This is a genomic window from Bailinhaonella thermotolerans, from assembly GCF_003594875.1.
GTDB classification, from domain to species: domain Bacteria; phylum Actinomycetota; class Actinomycetes; order Streptosporangiales; family Streptosporangiaceae; genus Bailinhaonella; species Bailinhaonella thermotolerans.
Genome location: NZ_QZEY01000010.1, coordinates 159,722 through 186,385, shown reverse-complemented (window position 1 = coordinate 186,385; position 26,664 = coordinate 159,722). Strand labels below are relative to the sequence as shown.

The following is a 26,664-nucleotide window of genomic DNA, read 5'->3' as shown; positions in this document are numbered from 1 at the left end:
TTGCTAGCAGGACGTTCCGGAAATGGCAACAAAAGTTGCCGCATCGGCGGCTCGCGGGGCAATGTCCGGCCATGGAGGTGATGGCCGTGAACGAGGCGAAGAAGAACGGCGCCGACTACGACGTGGTGATCATCGGCGGAGGGGCGGCCGGGCTGAGCGCGGCGCTGGTGCTGGGCCGGGTGCCCGGGCGGCGCGTCGCCGTGGTGGACGCCGGGGAGCCGCGCAACGCCCCCGCCGCGCACATGCGGGGATACCTGTCGCGGGACGGCATGCCCCCGTCGGCGTTGCTGGAGGTGGGCCGGGCCGAGGTCGCCGGGTACGGCGTGAGCGTCATCGACGGCCGCGTGGACCACATCGAGCCGGGCTTCGCCGTGCACCTGGCGGGCGGCCCCGTGCTGCGGGCGCGGCGGGTGATGGTGGCGACCGGGCTGCGCGACGAGCTGCCGGACCTCCCCGGGGTGCGCGAGCGGTGGGGCAAGGACCTGCTGCACTGCCCGTACTGCCACGGGTACGAGGTGCGCGACCGGCCCCTCGGCGTGCTCGGCACCGGCCCGATGTCCGTGCACCACGCGCTGCTGCTGACGCTCTGGACCGACGACGTGGTCCTCTTCACGCACACGCTCAAGCCGGCGGACGAGGACCGCGAGCGCCTCGCGGCCAGGGGCGTGCGCCTGGTCGAGGGCACGGTCAAGGGCCTGATCACCGGCGACGACCGGCTGCGCGGCGTCGAACTGGCCGACGGCACGGCGGTGCCGCGCGACGCGGTGTTCGTCTTCCCGCGCATGGTGCCCCAGAGCCGCCTGTTCACGGACCTGGGGGCCGAGGCGGACGAGGACGGCTGGGTCGTCGCCGACCCTGCCGGCCGGACGACCGTCCCCGGCCTGTGGGCGATCGGCAACGTCGCCGACCGCCGCGCCCAGGTGATCACCGCGGCGGGCCAGGCCTCGGCGGCGGCCATCGCGCTCAACCACGACCTCCTGGAGGAGGACGTGGCCCGCGCCGTCGAGGCCGCCCGCTGACGCCCGGCCTCGCCCCGACCGCCCCTGCCCCGCCGTACGGCCTGAGCGACGGCCCCGCCCCGCCGTACGGCCTGAGCGACGGCCGCGTCCCGCCGTACGGCCTGAGCGACGGCCGCGTGCCGCCGTACGGCCGGGGCGACCCCGGCGGGGCCGTACGGCGGATGCCGGGTCAGCGGGTGAAACGCAGGGTGACCAGCTCGAACGGGCGCAGCGAGACCGGCACGGCGCCGTCGTCGAGAACGGCGGCGGAGTCCGCGAGCGGCCGCTCCAGGAGGTCGGTCGCCGTGACGCCGGTGGCGGTGAAGCCGGGCGTGATCCGGGCCCGGGCGCGGCCGCCCCGGGACTCGTGGAAGCGGACCACCACGTCGCCGCTGCCGTCGTCGGCCAGCTTCACGGCGGTGACCACGACCGCGTCGTCGTCCACCGTGACCAGCGGGGCCACCTCGGACGCGCCCGTGACGCGGCGCTCGGGCAGGTTGACGAACCAGCCCTCGCGGACGGCGTCGCCGATCCCCGCGCCCGGGACCAGCGCGTGGCGGAAGCGGTGCGCGCCCTGGTCGGTCTCGGGGTCGGGGAAGCGCGGCGCGCGCAGCAGCGAGACCCGCAGCGTGGTGGTCGTGCCGGAGTCGGACTCGCGGACGTCGCGCGTCACGTCGTGGCCGTAGGTGGAGTCGGTGACCAGGGCGACGCCCCAGCCCGGCTCCTCGAAGTGCACGAACTTGTGGTTGCACGCCTCGAACTTGGCGGCCTCCCAGCTCGTGTTCGTGTGGGTGGCGCGGAAGGCGTGGCCGTACTGGCTCTCGGAGGCGTACCGGTCGGCGTGCACGTCCAGCGGGAACGCCAGCTTGAGGAACTTCTCGGTCTCGTGCCAGTCCACCTCGGTGCGGATCTCCAGCCGCCCCGCCTCGACGGAGAGGGTCTGTGTCACCCGGGACCGCCCGAACGAGCGCGTGACCCGGACCGTGCCCGGCTCCTCGCCCGGGACGACCTCGTCGGCGTCCACCAGGTCGGTGACCGTGTTCCGGTAGAACTTGTCCACGTCCCAGGCGTCCCACATGTTCGGGAAGTCCGGGTGGATCTGGAGCAGGTTCGCCGCCTGCCCCGGCGCGACGGTCTCCCGGCCGGCGCGCAGGTCGTACGCCGAGACCACCAGGCCGCGCCCGTCGACCTCCACGCGGAGCAGGTCGTCCTCCAGGACGTACCCGCCCTCGCCGCGCGTGCGGAGCCGGGCGGCGAGGGCGGGGGCCTGGACGACGGCCGCCCCGAGGGCCGGGACGCCGTTGCGGGAGTGGGGCGCGGCGTTGAAGACCAGCTCGTGCGGGCCGTCCCCGGCCAGGGCGCGCTGCGCGGCGTCGATGATCTCGGTCAGCTCGGCGGCGACGGCCGCGTAGGTCTTCTCGGCCTCGCGGTGCACCCACGCGATCGACGAGCCCGGCAGGATGTCGTGGAACTGGTGCAGCAGCACCGTCTTCCAGATCCGGTCGAGCCTGTCGTGCGGGTAGTCGAACCCGGCCCGCACGGCCGCCGTGGCCGCCCACAGCTCGGCCTCGCGCAGCAGCGACTCGCTGCGGCGGTTCCCCTGCTTGGTCTTGGCCTGGCTGGTCAGCGTGGCGCGGTGCAGCTCCAGGTACAGCTCGCCCACCCAGACCGGCGGGTCCGGGTACTCCGCCTCGGCCTTGGCGAAGAACCGCGCGGGCGTCTCCCACACGACGGTCGGCGAGCCCTCCAGGTCCTTGACCCGGGCCGCCTTGGCGATCATCTCGCGGGTGGTGCCGCCGCCCCCGTCGCCCCAGCCGGTCGGGGCCAGGGAGTGCCGCGCGACGCCCTTGTCCTTGAAGTTGCGCGCCGCGTGCGCCAGCTCGCCGCCCTTCATCGAGCAGTTGTAGGTGTCCACGGGCGGGAAGTGGGTGAAGATCCGCGTGCCGTCGATGCCCTCCCACAGGAACGTGTGGTGCGGGAACTTGTTGACCTGGCTCCAGGAGATCTTCTGCGTCAGCAGCCGCTTCGAGCCCGCGGCCTTGATGATCTGCGGCAGCCCGGCGGCGAAGCCGAAGGTGTCCGGCAGCCACGCCTCGTCGTTCTCGATCCCGAACTCGTCGAGGAAGAACCGCTTGCCGTGCACGAACTGGCGGGCCATGGCCTCCGAGCCGGGCATGTTCGTGTCCGACTCCACCCACATGCCGCCCGCCGGGACGAACCGCCCCTCGGCCACGGCCTTGACCACCTTCGCCCACACCTCGGGCCGGTGCTCCTTGATCCAGGCCCACTGCTGCGCCTGCGACATCGCGAAGACGAACTCCGGCTCGTCCTCCAGCAGCGCCGTCATGTTCGAGGTGGTCCTGGCGACCTTGCGCACGGTCTCGCGCAGCGGCCACAGCCAGGCCGAGTCGATGTGCGCGTGCCCGACCGCGCTGATCCGGTGCGCCGACGGCGCGGCGGGCACGGCCAGCGCCGGGGCCAGCGCGGCGCGGGCGGCCTCGGCGGTGCCGTTCACGTCCTGCAGGTCGATCGCGTCGAGGGCCCGCTCCACCGCGCGCAGCAGCTCGTGGCGGCGCGCGCCGTCGGCGGGCAGCTCGGCCATGAGCTCGCCGACGACCTCCAGGTCGATGACGAGCTGCCACACGGTCTCGTCGAAGACCGCCAGGTCCATGCGCTCCAGCCGGTACTGCGGCCGGTCGCCGGCCGTCTCCTTGTCCCCCAGCTTGGTCGGCAGGAAGGGGTGGTAGTCGAGGATCACCGGGTTGGACGCGGCCTCGACGTGCAGCCGCACCTCCTCGCCGCCGCGCACGGGGGCGCCGATCCGGACCCACTGGTTGCGCGGGTTGAGGCCCTTCACCGGGGTGCCGTCGGGCCGGTAGACCAGGCCCTCGCACTGGAAGCCCGGCATGTTCTCGTCGAACCCCAGGTCGAGGATGGCCTCCACGGTCGAGCCCGCCCACTCCGCCGGCACCGTGCCGGTGACCGTGAACCAGCTCGTCCCCCAGGGCGCGCCCCACATGTCGCCCGGCCTGATCGGCTCGGGCACGGCCGCGAGGCCCTCGGCCACCGGGACCGGCTCGCCCGGGGCGTGCCAGACCTTCACGTCGAGCGGCACGGACGCGGGGTACACCGCGGGGCGGATCCGCTCGTCGAGGACGCGCTTGAGACGGGCTTCGATCAGCTCGCGGTCGTCATGCATGGGGAGAGGCTCCTGTCGGGGAAAAGCGGTTTTCTGCTGTTTCGACGCTACGGCCCGCGCGGGCGGTACGGCGTCAGCCCTTGATCGCGCCCTCTTCCACGCCCCGGAAGAAGTACCGCTGGAGCGAGGCGAAGAGGATCACGATCGGGAGGAAGGAGATCATGGTCCCGGCCGCGATGAGCCGGGGGTTGGCCGTGAACGTGCCGTTGAGGTACTGCAGGCCCACGGTGAGCGTGAACTTGGACGGGTCGTTGAGCACGATCAGCGGCCACAGGAAGTCGTCCCAGGCGGCGATGAACGCGAAGATCGTGATGACGCTGAGCATGCCCCGCACGTTCGGCAGCCCGATGTGGATCAGCCGCTGCCAGGGCGTGGCCCCGTCGATCACCGCGGCCTCGTCCATCTCCTTGGGGATGGCCTGGAACGCCGTCCGCATGAGCAGCACGTTGAGCATCCCGATCGCGCCCGGCAGCGCGACGCCCACCAGCGTGTCCGCCAGGCCCATGCTCCGGATCGTGAGGAACTGGGAGATGATCGTCACTTCGCCGGGCAGCACCAGCGTGGACAGGAACAGCACCAGCAGCAGCTTCGCGCCCCGGAACTCCAGCCGGGCCAGCGCGAACCCGGCCAGCGTCGCCCCGATCGCGTTGCCGCCGACCACGATCACCGCCACGAAGAGCGAGTTCAGCGCGTACGTCCAGACGGGGATGGTCTCCGCGACCTTGGCGTAGTTGTCCAGCGTCGGCTGCGAGGGGACGAAGCTCGGCGTCCGCGAGAAGACGTCCTCCATCGGCCCCTTGAGCGAGGTGGACAACTGCCACAGGAACGGCAGGACCGTGATCGCGAGCACGACCAGCAGCAGCGCGTACCGCAGCACCAGCTCGCCCGGCCCGGGCGCGCCGAAGCCGCCGCGCCCCCGCCGGGCGCTCTCGCCGCGGCGGGCGCCCCGCCGTACGCGATCGTCGCGGGGAGACGGGTCAGGAGCCGGTACGGCGTCGCGCCCGGCCCCGGCCTGCACCGTCATGTCCGACATTTCACGACGCCTTCCTGTTGAGCCGCGCGAGCAGGAGCATCGGGCCGATCGTGATGACGAAGAGCAGGAGGCTCAGCGCCGAGGCGTACCCGAAGTGCCCGTAGAAGCCGCGGCTGTAGAGCTGGATCAGCATGACCAGCGACATCGCGCGCCCGCCGGGGCCGCCCGTGCCGTTGGACAGCACGTACAGCTCGGAGAACACGCGCAGCGCCGACACCGAGACCAGCACCGAGATCAGCAGCATCGTGTTGCGGACCCCGGGCACGGTCACGCTCCAGAACCGGCGCACCGGTCCCGCGCCGTCCACGGCGGCGGCCTCGTGCAGCTCACGCCGTACGTTCCCGAGCGCCGACAGGTAGATGATCATGTAGTAGCCCAGGCCCTTCCAGACCGTGAGCGTGATCGCGCTGAACACCAGCAGCCAGCGGTCGGTCAGGAACGGGAGCGGCCCCTGAAGCACCCCCAGCGCCTGCGCGAGCCCGTTGATCAGCCCCCGGTCGCTCAGCAGCCAGCTCCAGATCAGCGCGACCACCACGGCCGAGGCGACGACCGGCGTGTAGAAGGCCGTGCGGAAGAACGTGATGCCCGGGATCTTCTTCTCCACCAGGACGGCCAGCAGCAGCGGCAGCAGGACCAGCACCGGCAGGCAGACGAGCATGAACACGATGCTGTTCAGCAGCGCGTCCACGAGCTGGGAGTCGTCGAGCATGCGCTCGAAGTTGGCCAGCCCCGTGAAGTGGCCCCCGCTGAGCGGCTTGGCGTTCGTGAACGCCAGGACCAGCGTGTTGAGCGAGGGCCACACGTTGAACACCAGCAGCCACAGCGCGGCGGGCGCCACCAGCAGCCAGGGGGTGAGCCGGCGGCGGAGGGCGCCCTGCGCGGGAAGAACGGGGACGGTCACTGGTTGAGCAGCTCGTTGCACTTGGCGACCGCCTTGTCCAGCGCCTCCTTGGAGGAGATCTCCCCGTTGAGCGCGGCGGCGATCTGCTGGCGGATGAACTTGCTCATGGCCTCGGTCACCTCGAAGGGCTGGTGCACCTGGGCCTTGGCCAGCGAGTTGAAGGCGATGACCTTGGCGTCGCCGCCGTTGGTGCCGTCGCTCTTGGTGAAGAACGGGTCGTTCGCCGAGGCCTTGGTGCTCGGGAAGACGCTCACCTCGTGCGCGAACTTGGCCTGGTTCTCCGCGCTCGTCACCCAGCGGGCCAGCGCGACCGCCGCGGCCGGGTTCTTGCTCTTCTTGGAGATCGACAGGCCCTGGACGTACAGCGGCGGGACGCCCATCGCGGCGGAGGGCACCGTCTTCGGCACCAGCGAGGGGTTGTTCGTCTTCAGGTCGATGACGTAATTGGCGCCCGCGGTGGTCCAGGCGACCGTGCCCTCGTTGAAGAGCTTGGTGTTGCCGGCGTAGGTGTCGGTGAGGACGTCGCGCGGCAGCAGGCCCTCCTTGAACGCGGCGCGGTACTTGTCCACCACGGCCACGGCCTCGGGGGTGTTGAAGACGAACTGCTTGCCGTCGTCGGAGAGGATCTTCACGCCCGCCTGGAACAGGTCGCCCAGTTCGGGGCGGCGGCTCATCAGGTAGGACTTGCCGCCGGACTTCTCCTTGTAGATCCGGGCCTGCGCGACCAGCTCGTCGAACGTCGTCGGCGGCTTGGCCGGGTCCAGCCCGTTCTTCTTCATCAGCTCGGCGTTCCAGTAGTTGACGTCCGTGTTGAGGTACCACGGGTAGCCGTACGTGCCCTGGAAGCCGCGGAACTTGTAGGCGTCCAGCGCGCCCGCGACGTAGTCGTCGGCCAGCTTCTGGTCCACCTGGGCGACGTCGAGCAGCATGTCCTGCTTGACGAGGGGGCGCGCGAAGTCCGGGGGCAGGTTGGCCACGTCCGGCAGCGTGCCGGAGGCCGCCTGGTTGAGGACCTTCTCGGAGTACCCGTCCGGCGGCTGGTCGATCCACTCGACCTTGGTGCCGGGGTACTTCTTCTCGAAAGCGGCGATCACGCTTTCCATGTACGTCGTGAACTTGGGCTTCAGGGCCCACGTCTGGAGGCTGACCTTGCCCTTCACCTCGCCGGTGGCCGCCGCGGTCGGCGCGGCGCCGCCCTGCGGGTCGGCCCCGCCGAGCCCACAGCCGGAGACGACCATGACGGCCGCCACCGCCAGTCCCGTCCAGTACCTTCGCATGGCGCTCTCCTTGGGTACTAAAGCGTTCTAGTTGCGGGACTATTCACCCCGGTAGACTCGCGTGTCAATAGATGAGACGAACCCGTGAAGGAGCCGCATGCGCCGACCTACGATCGCCGACATCGCCGAGCGGGTTGGGGTGTCCAAGGGCGCGGTGTCCTTCGCGCTCAACGGCCGGCCGGGTGTCGGCGAGGCCACGCGGGCCAGGATCCTGCAGGTCGCGAAGGAGATGAACTGGCGCCCGCACAGCGCCGCGCGGGCCCTCGGGGGCGCCCGCGCGGAGGCGGTGGGACTGGTGATCGCGCGCCCCGCGAGCACGCTCGGCGTGGAGCCGTTCTTCGCCCAATTGTTGTCAGGTCTCCAGGCGGGACTGTCCGCGCGGTCGGTGGCGCTGCACCTGCTGATCGTCGAGGACGCCGAGGCGGAGATGGAGGTCTACCGGGAGTGGGCGTCGGCCCACCGGGTGGACGGGTTCGTCATGGTGGACCTCAAGGTGCGGGATCCGCGGATCGAGGTGCTGGAGGAGCTGGGCGCCCCGGCCGTGGTCCTGGGCGGGCCCGGCAGGCACGGGAGCCTGTCGAGCGTGTGGGCGGACGACCGCGAGGCCATGCTGTCGGTGCTGGAGTACCTGGCCGCGCTCGGCCACCGCAGGATCGCGCACGTCGCGGGCCTGCCGGCGTTCCGCCACACCCAGCGCAGGATCCGCGCGCTGCGCGACTCGGCCCGCCGCCTGGAGCTGGTGGACGCGGTGTCCGTGCCCACGGACTTCAGCGACGCCGAGGGCGCGGCGGCGACCAGGACGCTGCTGTCGCGCCCGCGCCGGCCCACCGCGATCGTCTACGACAGCGACGTGATGGCGCTGGCCGGGCTGGGCGTGGCGGGCGAGATGGGCGTGCGGGTGCCGGACGAGGTGTCCATCGTGGCCTTCGACGACTCCGTGCTGACCCGCATCGCGCACCCGTCCATCACCGCGCTGTCCCGCGACACCTTCGCCTTCGGCCGGCAGCTCGCGGAGGTGATGTTGCAGGTCATCGACGAGCCGGGGCTGCGGAGGGACGTGAAGACGGCCACCCCGAGGCTGGTGGTGCGGGAGAGCACGGCCGCGCCGGGGGCTTGGCAGGACGACTAAATCGGTTTAGGCTCCGCCGGGAGATCGAACGACCCCCGGAGGACGCGTGCCCGAGTCCCACCCCATCCGTTTCGGCGCCAACTACGTGCCCTCGGCGGGCTGGTTCCACAGTTGGCTGGACCCCGCGCCCGACGTCTGGCGCCGCGATTTCGAGGACCTGGCCGGGATCGGCCTGGACCACGTGCGCGTGTTCCCGGTCTGGCCGTGGATCCAGCCCAACCGGGCGCTGATCCGCGAGCGCGGCGTCGAGGACCTGCTCACGCTGATCGACGTGGCCGCCGAGTTCGGCCTGGACGTCAGCGTGGACCTGCTCCAGGGGCACCTGTCCAGCTTCGACTTCCTGCCCTCGTGGGTGCTCACCTGGCACGAGCGCAGCCTGTTCACCGACCGCGACGTGCGCGACGGCATCGCGGCGTACGCCGAACGGCTGTCCCGCGCGGTGGCCTCCCGCGACAACGTCTTCGCCATCACCCTCGGCAACGAGGTCAACAACCTCTGGCCGTCGAACCCGACCACGCCCGAGGCGTCCCGGAGCTGGGCCGCCGAGCTGATCGACGTGGTCCGCGGGGCCGCGCCCGGCCTGCTCGCCCTGCACTCGCTCTACGACGCCACGTGGTACGGCCCCGAGCACCCGTTCCACCCCGCCGACAACGTGGACCTGGGCGACCTGACCACGGTCCACTCCTGGGTCTTCAACGGCGTCTCGGCCATCGACGGGCCGCTCGGCCCCGCCACCGTCACCCACGCGGACTACCTGGTCGAGCTGGCGGCGTCCACCGCGCTCGACCCCGCCCGGCCGGTCTGGCTCCAGGAGATCGGGGTCCCCCTCCCCGACGTGCCGGAGCCCGACGCCGCCGAGTTCGTCCGCCGCACGCTCACCGGCGCCCTGGAGAACCCGGCGCTGTGGGGCGTCACCTGGTGGTGCTCCCACGACCTGGACCGTTCCCTCCTGGACTATCCGGAGCGGGAGTACGACCTGGGCCTGTTCACCGTGGAGCACGACCCGAAGCCGGCCGCCAAGGAGCTGGCCGCGATCGCCGCGGAGGCCCGCCGTACGGCCGGGGACCCCGCCGCCGCCGCGCCCCGGCCCGGCCTGCTCTGCCCGGTGGACCTGCGCGCGGAGCCGGAGCGCCGCGCCGAGGTCGCGCCCGGCAGCGCCTTCCACGCCGACTGGGTACGGCTGCGCCAGGCCGGCCCCGTCGCCATCGTCGCCGCCGGCCGCGCGGGCGACGCGCACTACCTCAGGACTCGGGGGATCGACGCAGTTCACACCCAGGCCTGACCCAGGCCGCCCCAGTAAGGAGCCATGATGCGTCGTCGTGCGTTACCCGCCGTGTGCGGGGCCCTCATCGCGGCGTTCCTCGTCGCGCCTCCCGTCCACGCGGACCCGGGGACCCCGGGTTCGCCGCCGGCGGCCCCGGGGACCCCCTCCCCGGCCGGCGCCACCCCCTCCTCCGCTCCGGCGCCGTCGGGCACCCCCGGCGCGTCTCCCGCCCGCCCCGCCAGGGTGGCGGCGACCGGCGCCCAGCCGTACGCCTCCTACTGGCACCCGAACACGATCCTGAACTGGGACCCGGCCAAGGACCCCGACGCCCGGTTCAACCGGTCCCGGGTGCCGCTGCGGCCGCGCTCCTCGGACCCCGCGCTCAAGGCGAACCCCAACGCGCGCGCCGGGGAGGGCAAGGTCGCCTCGCTGGTGTCGTTCGGGCCGACCTCGAACAACCCCTCGCAGGGTTCGCTCGACCCGAACTACTACGCCTTCACCCACTGGCAGTACGTCGACACGCTCGTCTTCTGGGGCGGGTCCGCGAGCGAGGGCCTGATCCTCGCGCCGAACGCCACGGTGATCGACGCCGCGCACCGCAACGGCGTCAAGGTGTACGGCACGGTGTTCTTCCCGCCCACGGCGTACGGCGGGCAGATCCAGTGGGTGCGCGACTTCGTCCAGAAGTCCGGCTCGAACTACGTCGTCGCGGACAAGCTGGTCGAGGTGGCGAAGCACTACGGCTTCGACGGCTGGTTCATCAACCAGGAGACGGCCGGCGGCGACGCGGCGCTGGCGACCGAGATCCGCTCGCTCATGAAGTACGCCAGGGCCAAGGGCCAGGTCGAGTTCATGTGGTACGACGCGATGACCGAGAGCGGCTCGGTGACCTGGCAGGACGCGCTGACCACGGCGAACGACGCCTTCCTGAGCGACCCGGCCAGGGTGTCGGACTCGATGTTCCTGGACTTCGGCTGGAACGCGGGCAAGCTCTCCTCCTCGCGCACGCACGCGCGCTCCCTCGGGCGTGACGAGCACGAGCTGTACGCGGGAATCGACACCGAGTCCGCCGGGTACAACACCGGAGTGCCCTGGGACGCGGTGTTCCCCGCAGGTCAGCCGCACGTGACCTCGCTCGGCATCTACCGGCCGGAGTGGACGTGGAAGTCCTCCACGGGCCCGGCCGACTTCCGCGCGAAGGACTCCCGCTTCTGGGTGGGCGCGAACGCCGACCCGTCCAACACCGCGACGTCCTCGGCGTGGAAGGGCCTGGCCCACTACATCGCCGAGTCCACGCCGGTCACCGCCAAGCCGTTCGTGACCGGGTTCAACACCGGCCACGGCGACTTCTACAACGTCGGCGGCGTCCGCGTGCGCACCGGCGGCTGGAACAACCTGTCCGTCCAGGACGTGCCGCCCACCTACCAGTGGGTGGTGGAGTCCTCCGGCACGCGGCTCACGCCGTCCATCGACTACGGCGACGCGTACGAGGGCGGGTCGTCGCTGCGGCTCGCCGGCAAGCTCGACGCGGCCAACACCGTCCGGCTCTACCAGGCGAAACTGCCGGTGGCGGCGGACACGAAGCTGTCCGTCGTGGTCAAGACCCCGGCGGCGGGGCCGACCCGGCTGAAGGCGGCCGTCGCGTTCATCGACGCCCCGAACTCCTTCACCACGCTCGACCTGGGCTCCACGAGCGGCGCCGGCTGGGAGCGCAAGACCCTGGACCTGTCGGCCCACGCCGGCAAGACCATCGCCCAGATCGGCCTGCGCGCCGAGGGCTCGGACGCCTCCTACGACATCCGCGTCGGCCAGATCGCGGTGTACGACGGGAGCGTGGACGCGCCCTCCGCGCCCACCGGCCTCCAGGTGCTCGGCGCGACCGACGTGTCCTCCTCGCGCAAGTCGCTCCGCCTGGCCTGGACCGGCTCGTCCGGGGTGCACCACTACGACGTGTACCGCCGCGACGCGGACGGCGGCCGGACCTACCTCGGCGCGACCCCGAACGACGCCTACTTCGTGCCCCAGCTCGACCGGGCCGGCACCGAGCAGAGCACCACGATCGAGGTCGAGGCCGTCTCCGCCGAGTACGGCCGGTCGGCGGCGGCCACCACCACGGTGACCTGGTCCGGCACGCCGGGCGAGGAGAACGTGGCCCTGGGCCGTACGGCGACCGCGTCGGGGCAGTGCAACGCGGAGGAGGGCCCGGCCAAGGCCGTCAACGGCAGCGTGACCGGCGGGAACTCCGACAAGTGGTGCGCCCTCACCGGCGAGAAGTGGCTGGAGGTGGACCTCGGCCAGGCGCGCGCCCTGACGAAGTTCGTCGTCAGGCACGCGCAGTCCGGCGGGGAGTCCGCGCAGTTCAACACGCGGGACTTCACGATCCAGGTGCGGGACTCCGCGTCCGAGGCGTGGCGGACCGCGGTGACCGTCACCGGCAACACGGCCGCCGCCACGACCCACCCGGTCACGGCCAGTGCCCGGCACATCCGGTTGTCCATCACCAAGCCGACCCAGAACACCGACCCCGCCGCCCGGATCTACGAGTTCGAGGCGTGGGGGAAGTAGCGCGCTAGCCCGCGCCCCAGCAGGCCGGTCACGCCGCCGGGTCCCCGGCGGCGTGACCGGTCACCGACATACGAGAGAGGACTTCCGTGTCAGTCACCATCGTCTCCGTGGAATCCACGGACCTGTTCGCGGGCACCGAGGACGCCCCGCGCCAGGTGCTCCGCGTGACGATCGACGGCCCGTCCGCGCGGGTCGCCGTCACGGGGCCCGGCGTCGCGGGCGAGGCCGTGGGAACGGGCGAGGTCGAGGTGCCGCTGGAGATCGCGGGCGCCGGGCCGGGGACGGAACTGCCCGTGGTGGTGACGGCCGGGGAGGCGCGCGCCGAGGGCGTCGTGGTCGTGGCCGAGCCGGGCTGGACGATGTTCATGGTGTCGCACTTCCACTACGACCCGGTGTGGTGGAACACGCAGGCGGCCTACACCTCGCCCTGGGAGCTGCTGTCGGGGGACGGGACGACCAGGCCGCTGTGGGAGCGGAACGGCTTCGCGCTGGTGGACGCGCACCTGGACCTGGCGCTCCGCGACCCGGTCTACAAGTTCGTGCTGGCCGAGATCGACTACCTGAAGCCGTACTTCGACGTGCACCCCGAGCGCCGCGCGGACCTGCGGCTGCTGATGGAGCGGGGGCAGGTCGAGCTGGTCGGCGGGACGTACAACGAGCCCAACACCAACCTGACCGGGGCCGAGACCACGATCAGGAACATCGTCTACGGCGTCGGCTACCAGCGGGACATCCTCGGCGGGGAGCCGGCGACGGCCTGGCAGCTCGACGCGTTCGGGCACGACCCGCAGTTCCCGGGGTACCTGGCGGCGGCGGGGCTGACCGGGAGCGCCTGGGCGCGGGGGCCGTTCCACCAGTGGGGGCCGATCCAGAAGAACTTCGGGGAGGCCAAGGACGACGCCACGGTCATGCAGTTCCCGAGCGAGTTCGAGTGGATCTCGCCCTCGGGGCTCGGGGTGCTGACGCACTTCATGCCGCACCACTACTCGGCGGGCTGGTGGATGGACTCCTCCGCCGACCTGGCCACCGCCGAGAAGGCCGTGTACGACCTGTACCGCAAGCTCAAGCCGGTCGGGGCGACGAAGAACCTGCTGCTGCCCGTCGGCACCGACTACACGCCGCCGAACAAGTGGGTCACCGAGATCCACCGCTCCTGGAACGCCAGGTACGTCTGGCCGCGCTTCGTCTGCGCCACCCCACGGGAGTTCCTGGACGCGGTGCGGGCCGAGCTGGCCGCGTCCCGGCGGCGGCCGAGCCCGCAGACCCGCGACATGAACCCGATCTACACGGGCAAGGACGTCTCCTACATCGACACCAAGCAGGCGCAGCGGGCCGGCGAGGTCGCGGCGGTGGACGCCGAGAAGCTGGCGACGATCGCCGCGCTCGAAGGGCTCGGGAGCTACCCCGAGGCCGCGCTGGACAAGGTGTGGCGGCAGCTCGCGTACGGCGCGCACCACGACGCGATCACCGGCACCGAGTCGGACCAGGTGTACCTGGACCTGCTGTCGGGCTGGCGCGAGGCGTACGACCTGGCCGCGGGCGTGCGCGATACGGCCCTGTCGGCGCTGGCCGCGCGGATCGACACCACCGGGCCCGGCGCGGCGGTGGTCGTCGCGAACACGCTCTCCTTCGACCGGTCGGGGCCGGTGGCCGTACGCCTGCCGGAAGGGCTCGACGGGGCCGCCGCGATCGCCGGGGGGTACGGCGGGCGCGTGATCGACGACACCGGCGCGGAGGTGCCGTGCGTCGTGGACCGGGGCACGCTGCGGTTCGTCGCCGAGGACGTGCCCGCGATGGGCTGGCGCACCTGGCGGCTGCTGCCGGGCCCCGCGAGCGCCGCCCCCGCGTGGACCGGGGCCGCGGGGAACGTGATCGAGAACGCCCGGTACCGCGTCACCGCCGACCCGGCGCGCGGCGGCGGCCTGTCGGGGGTGTTCGACAAGAAGGCCGGGCGCGAGCTGGTGCGCGAGGGCTCCGTGGGCAACGAGCTGCGCGTCTGGGAGGAGTACCCCGCGCACCCCGACTTCGGCGAGGGCCCCTGGCACCTGGTCCCCAAGGGGGCCGTGACCGGTTCGTCGGCCGCGCCGGCGGACGTGCGCCGCGAGACCTGCCCGCTCGGGGAGCGGCTGGTCGTCACCGGCTCCGTGGACGGCTTCGCCTACGAGCAGGTCGTCACGCTGTGGCACGGCTCGGACCGGGTGGACTTCGCCACCCGGCTGCTGGACTACGCCGGCGAGGACCGGCTGGTGCGGCTGAGCTTCCCGGCCGACGTGCCCGGGGCGCTCCCGGTGAGCGAGGTGGCCGGGGCCGTCGTCGGGCGCGGGTTCGCGCTGCCGGACGTGGACGCGGCCGAGGCGCCGTGGACGCTGGACAACCCGGCCAACACCTGGTTCGGGCTCGGCTCCACCGCCCGGGTCGCCCTCACCGGGCCCGGCGGGCGCGCGCTGGGGGAGCGGGCGCTCGGCGTGGCCGAGGTGGTCGTGCCCGGGCTCGACGGCGCGGCGGACGTGCGGGACCTGCTGGTCGCGCTGGTCCGGGCCGGGGTCACCGCGACGACGGCGAGCGCGGACTGGTCGCGGTACGGCTGGCTCGACGTGGACTCCAACCTGCCGGACTTCCGGATCCTGGTCGGCGGTCCCGGCGAGAACGACGCGGTCCGCGAGCTGCTGGAGCGGGCGGGCGCGCCGTACGCCGAGACGCTGGAGCGCGAGGGCCGGGTGTGGGTGCCCGCCTCGGCGCCGCTGCGCGAGGTGTGGCGGCCCAACGCCGACCTGCGCGACCTGCGCGCGCTGCCCGCCCTGATCACCACGGACCCCGGCGCGCTCGCCGCCGACCTCGGCGACGCCCGCGTGAGCGCGCCCTGCCCCGGGGACGTCCCCGAGTCCGAGCTGCTCACGGACCACACCGTCGCGCTGCTGACGTACGGCCTGCCGGGGTTCGCCGTCGATCCGGCCGGGACGCTGCACCTGTCGCTGATGCGCTCGTGCACCGGGTGGCCGTCGGGCGTGTGGATCGACCCGCCGCGCCGCACGCTGCCGGACGGGGCCGGGTTCCAGCTCCAGCACTGGACCCACGAGTTCCACTACGCGCTGGTCTCCGGCGAGGGCGACTGGCGCACGCTGACGCTCCCGGCGCGGGGGCAGGAGTTCAACCACCCGCTGTACCCGGTGCTCGCCGACCCGCGTCCGGGGCCGCTGCCGCCGGTCCGGTCGTACCTGCGCGTCGAGCCCGCCCGCGACGTGCTCCTGGGCACGCTCAAGTCGGCCGGCAACCCGATCGCGCATGGTTCCGCCGCCGCCCCCGACCCCGCCTCCGGGGTGGCCGTGCGCCTGATGGAGTCCACCGGGCACGGCCGCGCCGCGACGATCTCGGGGGACCTGGGCCTCACCGGGATCCGCCGCGCCGACCTGCTCGAACGCCCCGGCGACCCGGTCGCGGGGCCCGTCGGGCTGACCGGCTCGGAGGTCGCCACGGTGATCGGCGTGCCCGGGCTCCCGCCGTACGGCGAGGCCGGGCGCGCGCCCGGGGGACCGGTGCTCGGGGCGGCGGCCGAGGTGGCGCAGCCGGTGCACTCGCGGTACTGGCTGCACAACCGGGGGCCCGCGCCGCTGGGGTACCTGCCGGTGAGCGTGGCGGCGTCGCCGGGGCTGCTACGGACGTCGGGGGAGCCCGTCGAGGTGTCGGTGGTGCTCGCGTCGCACCTGCGGGACGCCCCGGTGGAGGGCGCGGCGGAGGTCGTCGTGCCCGAGGGCTGGACGGCGAGCCTGACCCGGCGCCCGTACCGGCTGGAGGCGGGCGGGCACCTGCGGTTCCCGGTGACGGTCACGCCGCCGGCCGGGGCCGAGCCGGGGATGTACTTCGTCGCGGCCCGGATCGAGCACGCCGGGCAGGTGATCGAGGACGTGGTGACCGTCGTGGCCGGCGACCTGCCGGAGCTGCTGCCGGCGCCGGGAGAGACGCCCGAGGACTGGGTCGCCGCGCAGGGCAGCAAGGAGGCCGCCGGGCGGGACACCGGGCTCTCCGTCGGCGTCACCGAGAGCGCGCTGCGCGTGGAGCCGGGCGGCCGGGCCGTGCTGGGGCTGACGCTGGAGAACCGCACGCGCGGCGAGATCCGGGGCGAGCTGCAGGTCGTGTCGCCGTGGGGGACCTGGGAGATGATCGCCGACCCGGTGCGCGGGTTCGCCCTCCCGGCGGGGGCCGCCCGCGCGGTCGAGTTCGAGGTGAGGGTGCCGCGCGACACGGACCCCGGGTCGTACTGGGCGCTGGCCAAGGTCATGTGGTTCGGCCGGTGCCAGTACGCGCCGGTCGTCGAGCTGGTGGTGACCCCGTGACCGGCGCGCGCGCCCACGCGGGCCACGGGCACGGGCACGGACACGCGGGCCACGGGCACACGGGCTCCGATAACGCGGGCTCCGGTCACGCGGGTCACGGGCACGTGGATCATGGACAGGTGGACCACGGGCGCGGGGGCGCGGCGGTGACCGGGCCCCCGGAGGCGCCGGGGGTCGGCCCCGTGCTGGGCTGGCTGGACGGGCGGCCCCTCCCGCGGGCCGAACTGGACCGGCGGCTGGCGGCGCTGCGCGGCGGGCCCCGGTCGGCGGCCCTGCCCGCGCCGGGGAGCGCGGAGGACCGGCAGCTCACCCGCTGGGTCGCCCAGGTCGTGCTGACCGAGGAGCTGTGCGCCGCCGAGGCCGCCGCGCGCGGGCTGGACGCGGGCGACGCCCCGCCGGTCCGGCTGGACCAGCGCGCGGCCGTCGAGCTGGGCTCCATCGCGGCGGCCGCGTTCGAGGGCAGCGCCGCCGTGCGCGCCGTGTACGACGCGGTGACGGCGGACGTCGAGGTCCCGCCCGGGGAGGTCGCCGCCTACCGGGCCGCGACGGCGCGACCGCCCGCGGGGCCCGGGTGGCGGCTGCGCACCCCCGACGGCGAGTTCGACGCCGACCCCGCCTCCCTGCCCCGGGAACTGGCCGGGGCGCTGCGCTCCGCCGTACCCGGGCAGACGGTCACCGCCGGCCCCTGGACCGCGACCCTCCTCGCCACCCTCCCCGGCGGGTACGGCGGCGCGGGCGCGGCGGCGCGGCCGTACGGCCCCGCTCCGGACGGGACCGACCGGCCGGACGGCCCGGCGGACGCTCCGGACGCGGCCGACGCGCCGGACGGCCCGGCGGCGGCCGGATCGGACGGGGCGGCCGGATCGGACGGGGTGGCGGAGCGGCTGCGGGACGCGGCGCGGCGGGTGGCGTTCGTGCGATGGCTGGACCACGCGCGGGCGCACCGGCTGCGGCTGGTCCCGGGGCTGGAGCACCCGGGCGACCCGGCGCAGCCCGACAACCACCACAAGCACTGACCCGGCCGCGACCCGGCCCCCGGACATCCCTGGCACCGACGGAGTACCCCCCGTGACCCACGCTCTCGCCATCGACATCGGCGGCACCAAGATCGCAGCGGCGCTCGTCGATCCCGGCGGCGCCGTCTCGCACCGCTGGACGCGGCCGACGCCGCGCACCGAGGACCCCGAGGAGGTCTTCCGCACCGTCTCAAGGCTCGCCGCGCACGTGCTGGCCGGCGCCGGGGACACGGCGCGCGGCGCGGCCGTCGGGGTGGGGTCGGCCGGGCCGCTGGACCCGCGCGCCGGAACCGTGAGCCCGGTGAACATTCCCGCGTGGCGGGCGTTCCCGCTGGTGGACAGGCTCGCCGAGAGCCTGGACCGGCCGGTGGTGCTCGCGGGCGACGGCCACTGCTTCGCCCTCGGCGAGCACGCCGCCGGAGCCGGGACGGGAGCCCGCGCGCTCCTCGGCGTCGTGGTGTCCACCGGCGTCGGCGCCGGGCTGGTGCTCGACGGGATGCCGCGCTTCGGCCCCTCGGGCAACGCCGGGCACCTCGGCCACGCGATCGCCGACCCCGAGGGCGAGCCGTGCGCCTGCGGCTCGCGCGGCTGCGTGGAGACCTGCTCCTCCGGCCCGGCGATGGTCCGCTGGGCCCGGGGGCGGGGCTGGCGTCCCGAGGAACCGGAGGCCGACGCAGCCGTCCTCGCCGCCGACGCCCGCGCCGGGGACCCCGTGGCCCTGGCCGCGTTCGACCGCGCCGCCCGCGCCCTGGCCGCCGCGCTGCTGTCCGCCGCCGCCGTCGTGGACCTGGACCGCGTGGTGATCGGCGGCGGCGTGGCCCGCTCCGCCGACGTGCTGTTCGGCCCGCTGCGGGCCTGGTTCGACCGGCTGGCCGGCCTGGACTTCCTGCGCCGCGTCCAGCTCGCCCCCTCCACCCTCATCGGCGACGCGGGCCTGGTCGGCGCCGCCGCCCTGACCCGCCTGCCCGCGCCGGCCGGGGCCGCGGCGTGACCCCCGCCCACCCCGCCGTCGTGCCCGTCCGCCCCGCCGTTCTCACCGGAGCCCTCTCATGACCGCCCTCCCGCCCGCCGTGTATCCGCTCGACGGGACCGTGCAGCCGTACGCCTGGGGATCGCGCACCGTGATCGCCTCGCTCCAGGGCCGTCCCGTGCCCAGCGACCGGCCCGAGGCCGAGCTGTGGCTCGGAGCCCACCCCGGGGCGCCCTCCCGCGTGGACGGTCGGCCGCTGGACGAGATCGTGGCCGCCGACCCCGAGGGCGTCCTGGGCCCGGCGGTGGCCGCCGAGTTCGGCCCGCGCCTGCCGTACCTGCTGAAGCTCCTGGCCGCCGAGGAGCCGCTGTCGCTCCAGGCCCACCCGGACGCGGCGCACGCGCGGGCGGCGTTCGCGGCCGAGGAGGCGGCGGGGCCGCCGCCGGAGGAGCGCAACTACCGGGACCCGCACCACAAGCCGGAACTCCTCGTGGCCACCGACGACTTCGAGGCGCTGTGCGGCTTCCGCGACCCCCGCGAGGCGGCGGACCTGCTGACCCGCCTCGGCGTGCCCGCCCTGCGCCCCGTCGCCGCCCTGCTGCGCGGGCCCGCCGCCGAGACCGCGTTGCGCGAGGCCGTCACCCGCGTCCTGACCCTGCCCGGGGCGGCCCGCGCCAGCGCCGTCCGGGAGACCACCGCCGCGTGCGCCAAGCTCGCCGACGTGGACCCGGCGTACGAGGTCGCCGCCCGGCTCGCCGTGCACTACCCCGGCGACGCGGGCGTGATCGTCTCGCTGCTGCTCAACCACGTGCGGCTGAACCCCGGCGAGGCCGTCTGGATGCCCGCCGGGAACCTGCACGCCTACCTGCGCGGTACCGGCGTCGAGGTGATGGCCTCCGGCGACAACGTGCTCCGCGGCGGCCTCACCCCCAAGCGCGTGGACGTGCCCGAACTGCTCCGCGTGCTCCGCTTCGAGCCGCTGCCCGACCCGGTCATGCGCCCCGAGGAGGTCGCCCCCGGCGTGGTGCGCTGGTCCCCGCCCGTCCGCGAGTTCACCCTGACCCGAGTCACGCTGGACGAGCGGGTACGGCGGGCGGACCTCCCCGCGCCGGGCGCCCGCGTCCTGCTCTGCCTGTCCGGCGAGGTCGCGGTCGAGGCGGGCCCCGCAGGGACCGCAGGGAACGTAGGGACCGCCGGGACCGTTCTGACCCCGGGCCGGGCGGCGTTCGCCCCGGCGACCGTCCCCGCCGTCACCCTGGCCGGGCGGGGCGAGGTGTTCCAGGCGACCGCGGCCGGGTGAGGCGGGCCTTCGGCCGTACCGCGCTCAGGTTCCTCAGGTGACCTTCCGGCCGGAGGCGAGGGTGGCGATCATGCGCTTCAGCCGGGCCTCGCGGGTCGCGGGCTTCAGGGCCGTGGCCAGGCGGAGCAGGATGATGTACCGGTCGCTCTTGGACAGGGTCTCGAAGAACGCCCGGGCCTCGTCGTTCGCCTCCAGCGCGGCGGCGAGGTCGGGCGGAACCTCGGCGGTGGCGGGCGAGTCGTAGGCGGCGTCCCAGCGGCCGTCCGCCTTGGCCGCCTCCACCTCGGCGAGCCCGCGCGGCCGCATCCGGCCCGCCTCGGTCAGGGCCGCGACCTTGGCGACGTTCACCTTCGACCACACGCTGCGCCGCCGCCGCTGCGAGAACTTCTGCAGGTAGAAGCGCTCGTCGTAGGACTTGGCCTGCCCGTCGATCCAGCCGTGGCACAGCGCCGCGTCCAGCGCCTCGTCCCGGCTGACCCCGGGCACGCCCTTCTTGGCGATCTTCACCCACACCCCGGCGGTGTTCTCCTCGTTCGCGGCCAGCCACTCCTCCCACTGCGCGGCCTTCTCGAAGCCCAGGATCTCCAGCCCGTTCAGCTCTTCCACGACACCCTCCCGCCGTCCGTTTCGCTCTGACACCCCCGACGCTACGACCCATTGCGGAACCTGTGATTCCGCGATAGCACACCTCCGCCGCCCTTTCGTCCAGACCCGTTCCCGGTACGGCGGAGCGCCCGCGCCGGCGGGGGCGAGGCGGGAGCGGGCCGGGGACGATCGGGCGCGGCCGTACATGCGGAGCCCGGGGGACCGCTCAGGCGCGGCCGTGCCGGGAGACGGCCCTGGCGGCGGCCGTACCAGGGGCCGGGCCGGGCGGGGCCGTACGCGGGACGGCTCGGGCAGGGTCGTGCGAGGGCCGGGCCGGGCGGGGCCGTACGCGGGGACGGCTCGGGCAGGGTCGTGCGAGGGCCGGGCCGGGCGGGGCCGTACGCGGGGACGGCTCGGGCAGGGTCGTGCGAGGGCCGGGCCGGGCGGGGCCGTACGCGGGGACGGCTCGGGCAGGGTCGTGCGAGGGCCGGGCCGGGCGGGGCCGTACGCGGGGACGGCTCGGGCAGGGTCGTGCGAGGGCCGGGCCGGGCGGGGCCGTACGCGGGGACGGCTCGGGCAGGGTCGTGCGAGGGCCGGGCCGGGCGGGGCCGTACGCGGGGACGGCTCGGGCAGGGTCGTGCGAGGGCCGGGCCGGGCGGGGCCGTACGCGGATCGCGCCCGCACGCGCCGGGGCGGCGGTGCGGGCGCGTGCGGGCGCGACAGCGCGGGTCAGGCGTACTCGGGGTCCATCGCGGCGGCCATGGCCAGGTGGGGCGCGGCCTCCGCGGCCCGGCCCTGGCGCTGGAGGGTGCGGCCGAGGAGGTGGCGGGCGAAGGAGTCGTCCGGGTTCTCGGCGACCAGGCCCTCCAGGGTGGCGGCGGCCCGGCCGAGCTGGGCGGAGGCGTAGTAGGCGCGGGCGGCCAGCAGGCGCAGGCCCCGGTCCTCGCCGTGCTCGTCGAGGAGCGGGCGGAGCAGGGTGAGCGCGCCCAGCGGGTCCCGCCGGCCGAGCAGGGACTCGGCCCGCCGGAACCGCTCCACCTCGGCGGGCAGGTCCCGGGTGACGTGCCGGGAGGCGTCGTCGAGGAACTCCCGGATCGTCTCCGGGGCCTGGGCCCCCGCCAGCGCCCGGCCGTTCACGACCAGGGTGGGGGAGGTGGCGACGCCCATCGCCTTGCCCGTCAGCAGCAGCTCGCGCACCAGGTGGCCGGCCCCGCCCGCCGCCAGGAGCGCCGCGCCCGCCGCGAACCCGGCCCGCTCCGCGACGGCGGCGAGGACCTCCGGCCGGCTGAGGTCCAGGCCCTCGGTGAAGCCGGCCCGCAGGACCTCCTCCACCACGGCGTCCTGGAGCGCGGCCCCGCCGTGCTCGTACGCCAGGGCCGCCAGGCGGTGCGCGTCGTGGGTGGAGGCCCGCCACGCCGAGCCCGTCCACGGCTCGATCCCCTCGGCCGCGGCGATCTCGGAGACGCGCGCGCGGTTCGCCGCCGGGGACAGGCCCGGCGCGCAGGCCCGGAGCGCGTCGTCCACCAGCGGGTCCCGCAGCAGCCCCTCCATCGGGACACCGGGCGCCGGCGCGGTGGGGTCGATGCGGAACGGCCGCCACACCACCTCGACCGGCTCCACGTCCCACGCGCGCAGGGCCTTCTCCAGCCGCCGCTTCCCGATGTACGCCCAAGCGCAGGCCATGTCCGCCCAGATCTCGATTCGCATGGCGAGCACATTAGACGACACTTGTCGATTAAGCAACACATGTCGATTAAGCGACGCCTGTCGTATAGTTTCTGCCGTGAACCTGGACGATCCGCGCGCGCAGCGCACGAGAGCCCGGCTGCGGGCGGCCATCCTCGACCTGGCCGCCGAGCGCCCCCTCGGCTCGATCACGATGTCGGCGGTGGCCGGTCGCGCCGAGGTCAACCGGGCGACCGTCTACCTGCACTATCCCGACATCGACAGCCTGATCGCCGACGCGATGGAGGACGCCGTCGCCCTCGTCGCCAGGGCCGCCGCCCTCTGCCCGCTCGACGCCCCCCGCGACACCGTGCCCGGCCCCCTGGCCGAGCTCTTCGAGCACGTGGAGGCGAACTCCACCCTCTACTCGCGCATGCTCGACGCCCAGGGCAGCGCCCGTTTCGCCACCCGCATGCGCGACCGCCTCACGGCCGAGCTGGCGGCCCGCTTCGCCAAGGGCTCCCGCCCCGGGGGGTACGGCGACGTCGCCCCCGAGATCCACGCCGCCTACCTGGCCGGCGCCCTCACCGGCGTCATCGCCCACTGGGTCACCGGCCGCCACCCCGGCACCGCGCACGCCACCGCCCTGGCCTTCTGGCGCCTCTTCCGCCCCTGACCCGCGGGCTCAGGCCGTACCGGATCCGGAAATCGGTACATGAGGGGGGTTCACTTTTCTGGAATCTGTGGGTTACTTGCGAGTAGCGCTCATGTTCAGTGGAGGTGCGCCATGCGCCGACCCTTGCCCCTGCTGATCGCACTGACGGTGGCCCTCACCCCGGCCCTCGCCGCCGTCACCCCGGCCCGCGCGGCCGAGCCCGCGGCTCCCCTCGCGGCGGCGACCCCGCTGCCGCCGCACCTCGAAGAGATCCGTAAGGCCGAGTCCGTCGCGCTGTACGGCGACGCGGCGATCCGGCCGCTCGCGCAGCGGAAGACCTCGCTGGCCTCGATGGGCGACAGCGAGATCTCCGGCGAGGGGGCGTTCGACCGCTCCCTCTACGAACCCGGCACCGACGGCCCGGACAACTGGTGCCACCGGTCGGTCAAGGCCGCCGTGCACGTGACCGCGATCCCCGCCGACGTCACGTACAACCTGTCCTGCTCCGGCGCCCAGACCAACGACCTCACGATCGGCGGCACCCACCAGTACGAGGAGCTCAACCAGGGCGACAACCTGGCGATCAAGGCGCGGAACACCCGCGTCCGCATGATCGTGGTCGTCGCCGGCGCGAACGACGACGGCGGGCCGGAGTTCGGGCCCACGATGACCGACTGCGTGGAGCGGCGGGTGCTGTTCAAGGGCGCCTGCTGGCCGAGCCACGACCCGACGTGGGCGCAGCGGGTGGAGTTCGTCGTGCCGCGCCTGGCCAAGGCCCTCGCCGACGTACGGAAGATCATGACCGACGCGGGGTACACGGACGCCGACTACCAGCTCGTCTCCATGTCCTACCCCGGCCCGGCCAGCCCGGACGTGCAGGACAACCCGTCCTTCCCCGGCTGGTACGGCGGCGGCTGCCTGGGGTACCTCGCCGACCTGGCCTTCGCCCGCAACAAGGCCGTCCCCCTGCTGGAACTGGGCGTACGGCGGGCCGCCGCGCAGGCGGGCGCGCGCTACCTGGACGCGTCCCGGCTGTTCCACGGCACCGAGGTCTGCCAGGACACCACCTGGGTGACCGGGCTGCACGCGGTCAACGGCGACCTGCTCGACCCCAACGCCGTGCGGCAGTCCTTCCACCCCAACACGCGGGGCCACGCCGCGTTCGCCGCCTGCCTCACGCAGTTCTTCGGCTCCGCCGCGCCGCAGGCCGCCTGCATGAACCCGGCGGGCTCGCTGAACCCGAAGGTGTACCCGGGCCTGCCGGAGTTCCGCCAGCTCCGGCACGCCGCCACCGGGAACTGCCTGGACGTGGACGGCAACTCCTCGCGCAACGGCCGCGCGATCGTCTCCTGGCCGTGCGAGGGCACGCTGAACGAGGCCTTCTGGCACGACCCGGGCACGCGGGCCGTGCACACCGCGTTGTCGCAGGACCGCTGCCTGGACGTCAAGGACGGCCGGATCGCCGCCGGCACCGCCGTACAGGTCTGGGACTGCAACGCGAGCGCGGCGCAGCGCTGGACCCACGACGGCGCGCGGCTGCGTCCCGAGAGCGCCCCGTCCCTGTGCGCGACGCTCCCCGGTACGGCTCGCGCCCTGGCCGACCGGCTCGTGCTGGCGGCCTGCGACGGGACCGACCAGCGGCAGGTCTTCCGGTGGGAGACGCGGAAGGCGCTGACGTACACCCAGCTCAAGCTGGGCGGCAGGTGCCTGGACGCGCCCGGGTCCGGGCCCGCGAGCGGGGCGAACCTCGTGCTCTACCCGTGCGACGGGGGCGCGGACCAGTTCTGGGCGTTCAACCCGGTGTCCGGGCAGCTCCACAACCTGGCCGACCCCGGGATGTGCGCCGACGTGGAGGGCGGGGTGATGGCCCAGGGCACGCCGGTCCAGGTCGCCACGTGCGCCTCGGCCGTCGGGCAGTACGCCGCGTCCATGCGCTGGACCGCCGTCCCCGGCGGGTACGCCTCGCGCAAGGACCCGTCGTGGGTGATCGGCGCCTCCGGCACCGGCGACAACGCCCCGGTCACCCTCCAGCGCGCCGCGAGCTGGGCGCCCGGCGCGAGCCGTACGCCCGACCCCTGGAAGTTCCTGACGGCCGACGTCTACTGAGACGCCCGGCCCGAGCGGCGGGCGCCCGCGCCGTCCCGGCGTACACCCGGGACGGCGCGGGCCCGGACGGTCACCGCAGCGCCCACAGGCCCTCGTCCACCGGCACGTCGGGGAGTCCCGGGATCACCCCCGTGGCCAGGTAGATCTCCGCCCGGTCCTCCTCCTCGTCCATCGCCACCAGCAACCGCGTCGCGTCCGGCAGCACCAGGCTCCACAGCCCGGGCGGCTCGGTGTCCCCGTAGAGGACGTAGGCGTCGAACCGCGCCGCCAGGCGTTCGGCGAACTCCCGCCGCCCCACCCGCTCCGCCATCCGCCCCTCGATCCCCACGTCGAAGCTCTGCGCGAAGTGCCCGCCCATCTCCTGGTAGGTGCAGAACACCGCGAACCGGACGTCCTCCGGCACGCCCGCCAGCTCCGCGTTCACCCGATCCCCGTGCGCCACGAAGAGCTCCTCCGCCCCCACCCCGAAGCACTCCGCCAAGAACCCCCGCCACTCCTCCCCGCCCACACCCCGCGAGATCAACCCGTCATAACTGGTCGCCCTGACATCCGCCATCCCCCCACCTAACCACCCCCACCCCCCACCCCGCCCCTTCCGGCGAGCCCGCCAAGGCCCCGCCGTACATGTGAGATGACACTCCCGGGAGAAGGGCGGGCGGGGGTCAGGGGTGGGTGGTCAGTTGGTCGGCCAGGGGGGTGCGGTGGTGGAGGACGTGGCGGCCGGTTCTGGTGGAGGTGACCAGGGCGGTGGCCTGGAGGGTGCGGAGGTGCTGGGAGACGGCGCTGGGGGTGACCTCCAGGCGGCGGGCCAGTTCGCCGGTGGTCATGGGGTCGGCCAGGAGGTGGAGGATGCGGGCCTTGGGGTGGCCTATGAGGGCGCTGAGGCCGGGGTCGTCCTGGCCGGGGTCGCGGTGCCAGAGGGTGGCGGCGCCGCGGCAGGGGTAGGCGATCGAGGGCGGCTCGTCGGGGCTGTAGGGCGGAACCGGCTTGTAGGTGAAGACGGAGGGGATCAGGAGGAGGCCGCGGCCGGCGGCGGTGACGTGGTGCCTGCCGAGCATCCGGCTGATGTGCAGGACGCCGTCGCTCCAGCGCAGGTTGGGGTGCATGTCGGCGAACAGGAGGCGGGCGCCGCCGGTCGCCAGCCGCCGGGCGCGGTAGGTGACGTCGGCCTCCAGGGCGAGCCGGATGCGGTCCCAGTACGGCCGCAGGGCCAGGTCCCAGTAGCGCGCGAGCAGGGCGCAGAGCGAGTCGAGCAGGTCGCGCACGGGACCGTCGTCCGGGTGGCGCACGGCGTCCAGGGCCTCGGGGAAGCGGCCGCCCGCGTGGGTGTTGAGGATGTCGCGGCGCACGAGCGCGAGCGGCGTGGACCGCACGACGGCGAGCTGGTCCTCGAAGGCGGTCTCGAACGTCGCCGGGCGCGGGGTGAGGAAGTCCGGCAGCGCCAGCGTGTCCCCGACCAGCGTGAGCAGCAGGCGCGTGTCCGCCGGGTCGAGGCGGCCGAGCACGGCGGCGCGCCAGGGGAGGTGGATCGCCACCCGGCCGGGGTCGTGCAGCACCCACAGGCTGCACATGACCTCTTCCATCGGGGAGATCGCGAAGCGGGTGCTCGCGAGGTCCTCGACGCCCAGCTCATACCGGATCATTAAGCCCCAGGCTACATTCTTTGCCGC

General features: G+C 74.2%; 18 protein-coding genes. 10 read left to right on the top strand and 8 right to left on the bottom strand.

The genetic code is table 11. The features are described 5' to 3' along the window. The first annotated feature begins 80 nt into the window (after window positions 1-80). Window positions 81-1,019: an NAD(P)/FAD-dependent oxidoreductase gene (locus D5H75_RS24445; RefSeq protein WP_119928856.1), complete on the top strand. Its 939-nt coding sequence runs from the start codon at window positions 81-83 to the stop codon at window positions 1,017-1,019. A 169-nt stretch (window positions 1,020-1,188) separates the two neighbouring features. Here D5H75_RS24445 and D5H75_RS24440 read toward each other — a convergent pair whose 3' ends face one another. The 4 genes from D5H75_RS24440 to D5H75_RS24425 form a co-directional block, all read right to left on the bottom strand. Continuing rightward, complete coding sequence (locus D5H75_RS24440; RefSeq protein ID WP_119928855.1) at window positions 1,189-4,197, bottom strand: alpha-mannosidase; 3,009 nt, start codon at window positions 4,195-4,197, stop codon at window positions 1,189-1,191. A gap of 73 nt (window positions 4,198-4,270) precedes the next feature. Further along, entirely contained in the window at window positions 4,271-5,230 is a 960-nt protein-coding gene (locus D5H75_RS24435) for a carbohydrate ABC transporter permease (RefSeq protein ID WP_119928854.1), read from the bottom strand. 1 nt (window position 5,231) lies between these two features. Then, the gene (locus tag D5H75_RS24430; RefSeq protein WP_119928853.1) at window positions 5,232-6,131 is read right to left on the bottom strand and encodes a carbohydrate ABC transporter permease; all 900 of its coding nucleotides are present in this window, start codon (window positions 6,129-6,131) and stop codon (window positions 5,232-5,234) included. Continuing rightward, on the bottom strand, window positions 6,128-7,408 hold the full coding sequence (locus D5H75_RS24425) for an ABC transporter substrate-binding protein (protein WP_119928852.1): 1,281 nt from the start codon (window positions 7,406-7,408) through the stop codon (window positions 6,128-6,130). The genes D5H75_RS24430 and D5H75_RS24425 overlap by 4 nt, the downstream gene beginning before the upstream one ends. A gap of 97 nt (window positions 7,409-7,505) precedes the next feature. On the opposite strand from D5H75_RS24425, the gene D5H75_RS24420 reads away from it, so the two are divergent. From D5H75_RS24420 to manA, 7 genes are all read left to right on the top strand, one after another. Further along, window positions 7,506-8,537, top strand: a complete 1,032-nt coding sequence (locus D5H75_RS24420; protein ID WP_119928851.1) for a LacI family DNA-binding transcriptional regulator — start codon at window positions 7,506-7,508, stop codon at window positions 8,535-8,537. Between the two features lie 46 nt (window positions 8,538-8,583). Then, window positions 8,584-9,819 (top strand): glycoside hydrolase 5 family protein, encoded by a 1,236-nt coding sequence (locus tag D5H75_RS24415; RefSeq protein ID WP_119928850.1) that lies wholly within the window; start codon window positions 8,584-8,586, stop codon window positions 9,817-9,819. Between the two features lie 24 nt (window positions 9,820-9,843). Continuing rightward, entirely contained in the window at window positions 9,844-12,366 is a 2,523-nt protein-coding gene (locus tag D5H75_RS24410) for an endo-beta-N-acetylglucosaminidase (RefSeq protein ID WP_242454484.1), read from the top strand. 107 nt (window positions 12,367-12,473) lie between these two features. Continuing rightward, window positions 12,474-16,697: a glycoside hydrolase family 38 N-terminal domain-containing protein gene (locus D5H75_RS24405; protein ID WP_242454483.1), complete on the top strand. Its 4,224-nt coding sequence runs from the start codon at window positions 12,474-12,476 to the stop codon at window positions 16,695-16,697. Window positions 16,698-16,816: 119 nt separating this feature from the next. Then, on the top strand, window positions 16,817-17,713 hold the full coding sequence (locus D5H75_RS24400) for a DUF7158 domain-containing protein (RefSeq protein ID WP_202638460.1): 897 nt from the start codon (window positions 16,817-16,819) through the stop codon (window positions 17,711-17,713). A gap of 52 nt (window positions 17,714-17,765) precedes the next feature. After that, window positions 17,766-18,704 carry an ROK family protein gene (locus D5H75_RS24395; protein WP_119928848.1) on the top strand — a complete coding sequence of 313 codons (939 nt, stop codon included), beginning with the start codon at window positions 17,766-17,768 and terminating at the stop codon, window positions 18,702-18,704. Window positions 18,705-18,762: 58 nt separating this feature from the next. Next, window positions 18,763-19,983 carry a mannose-6-phosphate isomerase, class I gene (gene manA, locus D5H75_RS24390; protein WP_202638459.1) on the top strand — a complete coding sequence of 407 codons (1,221 nt, stop codon included), beginning with the start codon at window positions 18,763-18,765 and terminating at the stop codon, window positions 19,981-19,983. A gap of 33 nt (window positions 19,984-20,016) precedes the next feature. On the opposite strand, the gene D5H75_RS24385 is transcribed toward manA, so the two are convergent. Next, window positions 20,017-20,589 (bottom strand): YdeI/OmpD-associated family protein, encoded by a 573-nt coding sequence (locus D5H75_RS24385; protein WP_242454482.1) that lies wholly within the window; start codon window positions 20,587-20,589, stop codon window positions 20,017-20,019. Between the two features lie 708 nt (window positions 20,590-21,297). Then, window positions 21,298-22,275 carry a DsbA family protein gene (locus tag D5H75_RS24380; protein ID WP_119928846.1) on the bottom strand — a complete coding sequence of 326 codons (978 nt, stop codon included), beginning with the start codon at window positions 22,273-22,275 and terminating at the stop codon, window positions 21,298-21,300. 76 nt (window positions 22,276-22,351) lie between these two features. On the opposite strand from D5H75_RS24380, the gene D5H75_RS24375 reads away from it, so the two are divergent. Together D5H75_RS24375 and D5H75_RS24370 are read left to right on the top strand one after the other, a co-directional pair. Continuing rightward, window positions 22,352-22,909 (top strand): TetR/AcrR family transcriptional regulator, encoded by a 558-nt coding sequence (locus D5H75_RS24375; RefSeq protein ID WP_119928845.1) that lies wholly within the window; start codon window positions 22,352-22,354, stop codon window positions 22,907-22,909. Between the two features lie 111 nt (window positions 22,910-23,020). Then, window positions 23,021-24,994, top strand: coding sequence for a ricin-type beta-trefoil lectin domain protein (locus D5H75_RS24370; RefSeq protein WP_202638458.1), 1,974 nt, complete (start codon window positions 23,021-23,023; stop codon window positions 24,992-24,994). A 70-nt stretch (window positions 24,995-25,064) separates the two neighbouring features. On the opposite strand, the gene D5H75_RS24365 is transcribed toward D5H75_RS24370, so the two are convergent. Both D5H75_RS24365 and D5H75_RS24360 read right to left on the bottom strand, forming a co-directional pair. After that, window positions 25,065-25,550, bottom strand: coding sequence for a hypothetical protein (locus D5H75_RS24365; protein ID WP_147425268.1), 486 nt, complete (start codon window positions 25,548-25,550; stop codon window positions 25,065-25,067). A 106-nt stretch (window positions 25,551-25,656) separates the two neighbouring features. Further along, a complete protein-coding gene (locus D5H75_RS24360; protein ID WP_119928842.1) occupies window positions 25,657-26,637 on the bottom strand; it encodes an ArsR/SmtB family transcription factor in 981 nt (326 codons plus the stop codon). Window positions 26,638-26,664: the final 27 nt, after the last annotated feature.

Excerpts from the sequence above, each read along its gene's own strand:
- D5H75_RS24445 (WP_119928856.1), top strand. The coding sequence starts at position 81 with ATGGCCGTGAACGAGGCGAAGAAGAACGGCGCCGACTACGACGTGGTG.
- D5H75_RS24440 (WP_119928855.1), bottom strand. The coding sequence starts at position 4,197 with ATGCATGACGACCGCGAGCTGATCGAAGCCCGTCTCAAGCGCGTCCTC.
- D5H75_RS24435 (WP_119928854.1), bottom strand. The coding sequence starts at position 5,230 with ATGTCGGACATGACGGTGCAGGCCGGGGCCGGGCGCGACGCCGTACCG.
- D5H75_RS24425 (WP_119928852.1), bottom strand. The coding sequence starts at position 7,408 with ATGCGAAGGTACTGGACGGGACTGGCGGTGGCGGCCGTCATGGTCGTC.
- D5H75_RS24420 (WP_119928851.1), top strand. The coding sequence starts at position 7,506 with ATGCGCCGACCTACGATCGCCGACATCGCCGAGCGGGTTGGGGTGTCC.
- D5H75_RS24410 (WP_242454484.1), top strand. The coding sequence starts at position 9,844 with ATGATGCGTCGTCGTGCGTTACCCGCCGTGTGCGGGGCCCTCATCGCG.
- manA (WP_202638459.1), top strand. The coding sequence starts at position 18,763 with ATGACCGCCCTCCCGCCCGCCGTGTATCCGCTCGACGGGACCGTGCAG.
- D5H75_RS24380 (WP_119928846.1), bottom strand. The coding sequence starts at position 22,275 with ATGCGAATCGAGATCTGGGCGGACATGGCCTGCGCTTGGGCGTACATC.
- D5H75_RS24370 (WP_202638458.1), top strand. The coding sequence starts at position 23,021 with ATGCGCCGACCCTTGCCCCTGCTGATCGCACTGACGGTGGCCCTCACC.
- D5H75_RS24365 (WP_147425268.1), bottom strand. The coding sequence starts at position 25,550 with ATGGCGGATGTCAGGGCGACCAGTTATGACGGGTTGATCTCGCGGGGT.
- D5H75_RS24360 (WP_119928842.1), bottom strand. The coding sequence starts at position 26,637 with ATGATCCGGTATGAGCTGGGCGTCGAGGACCTCGCGAGCACCCGCTTC.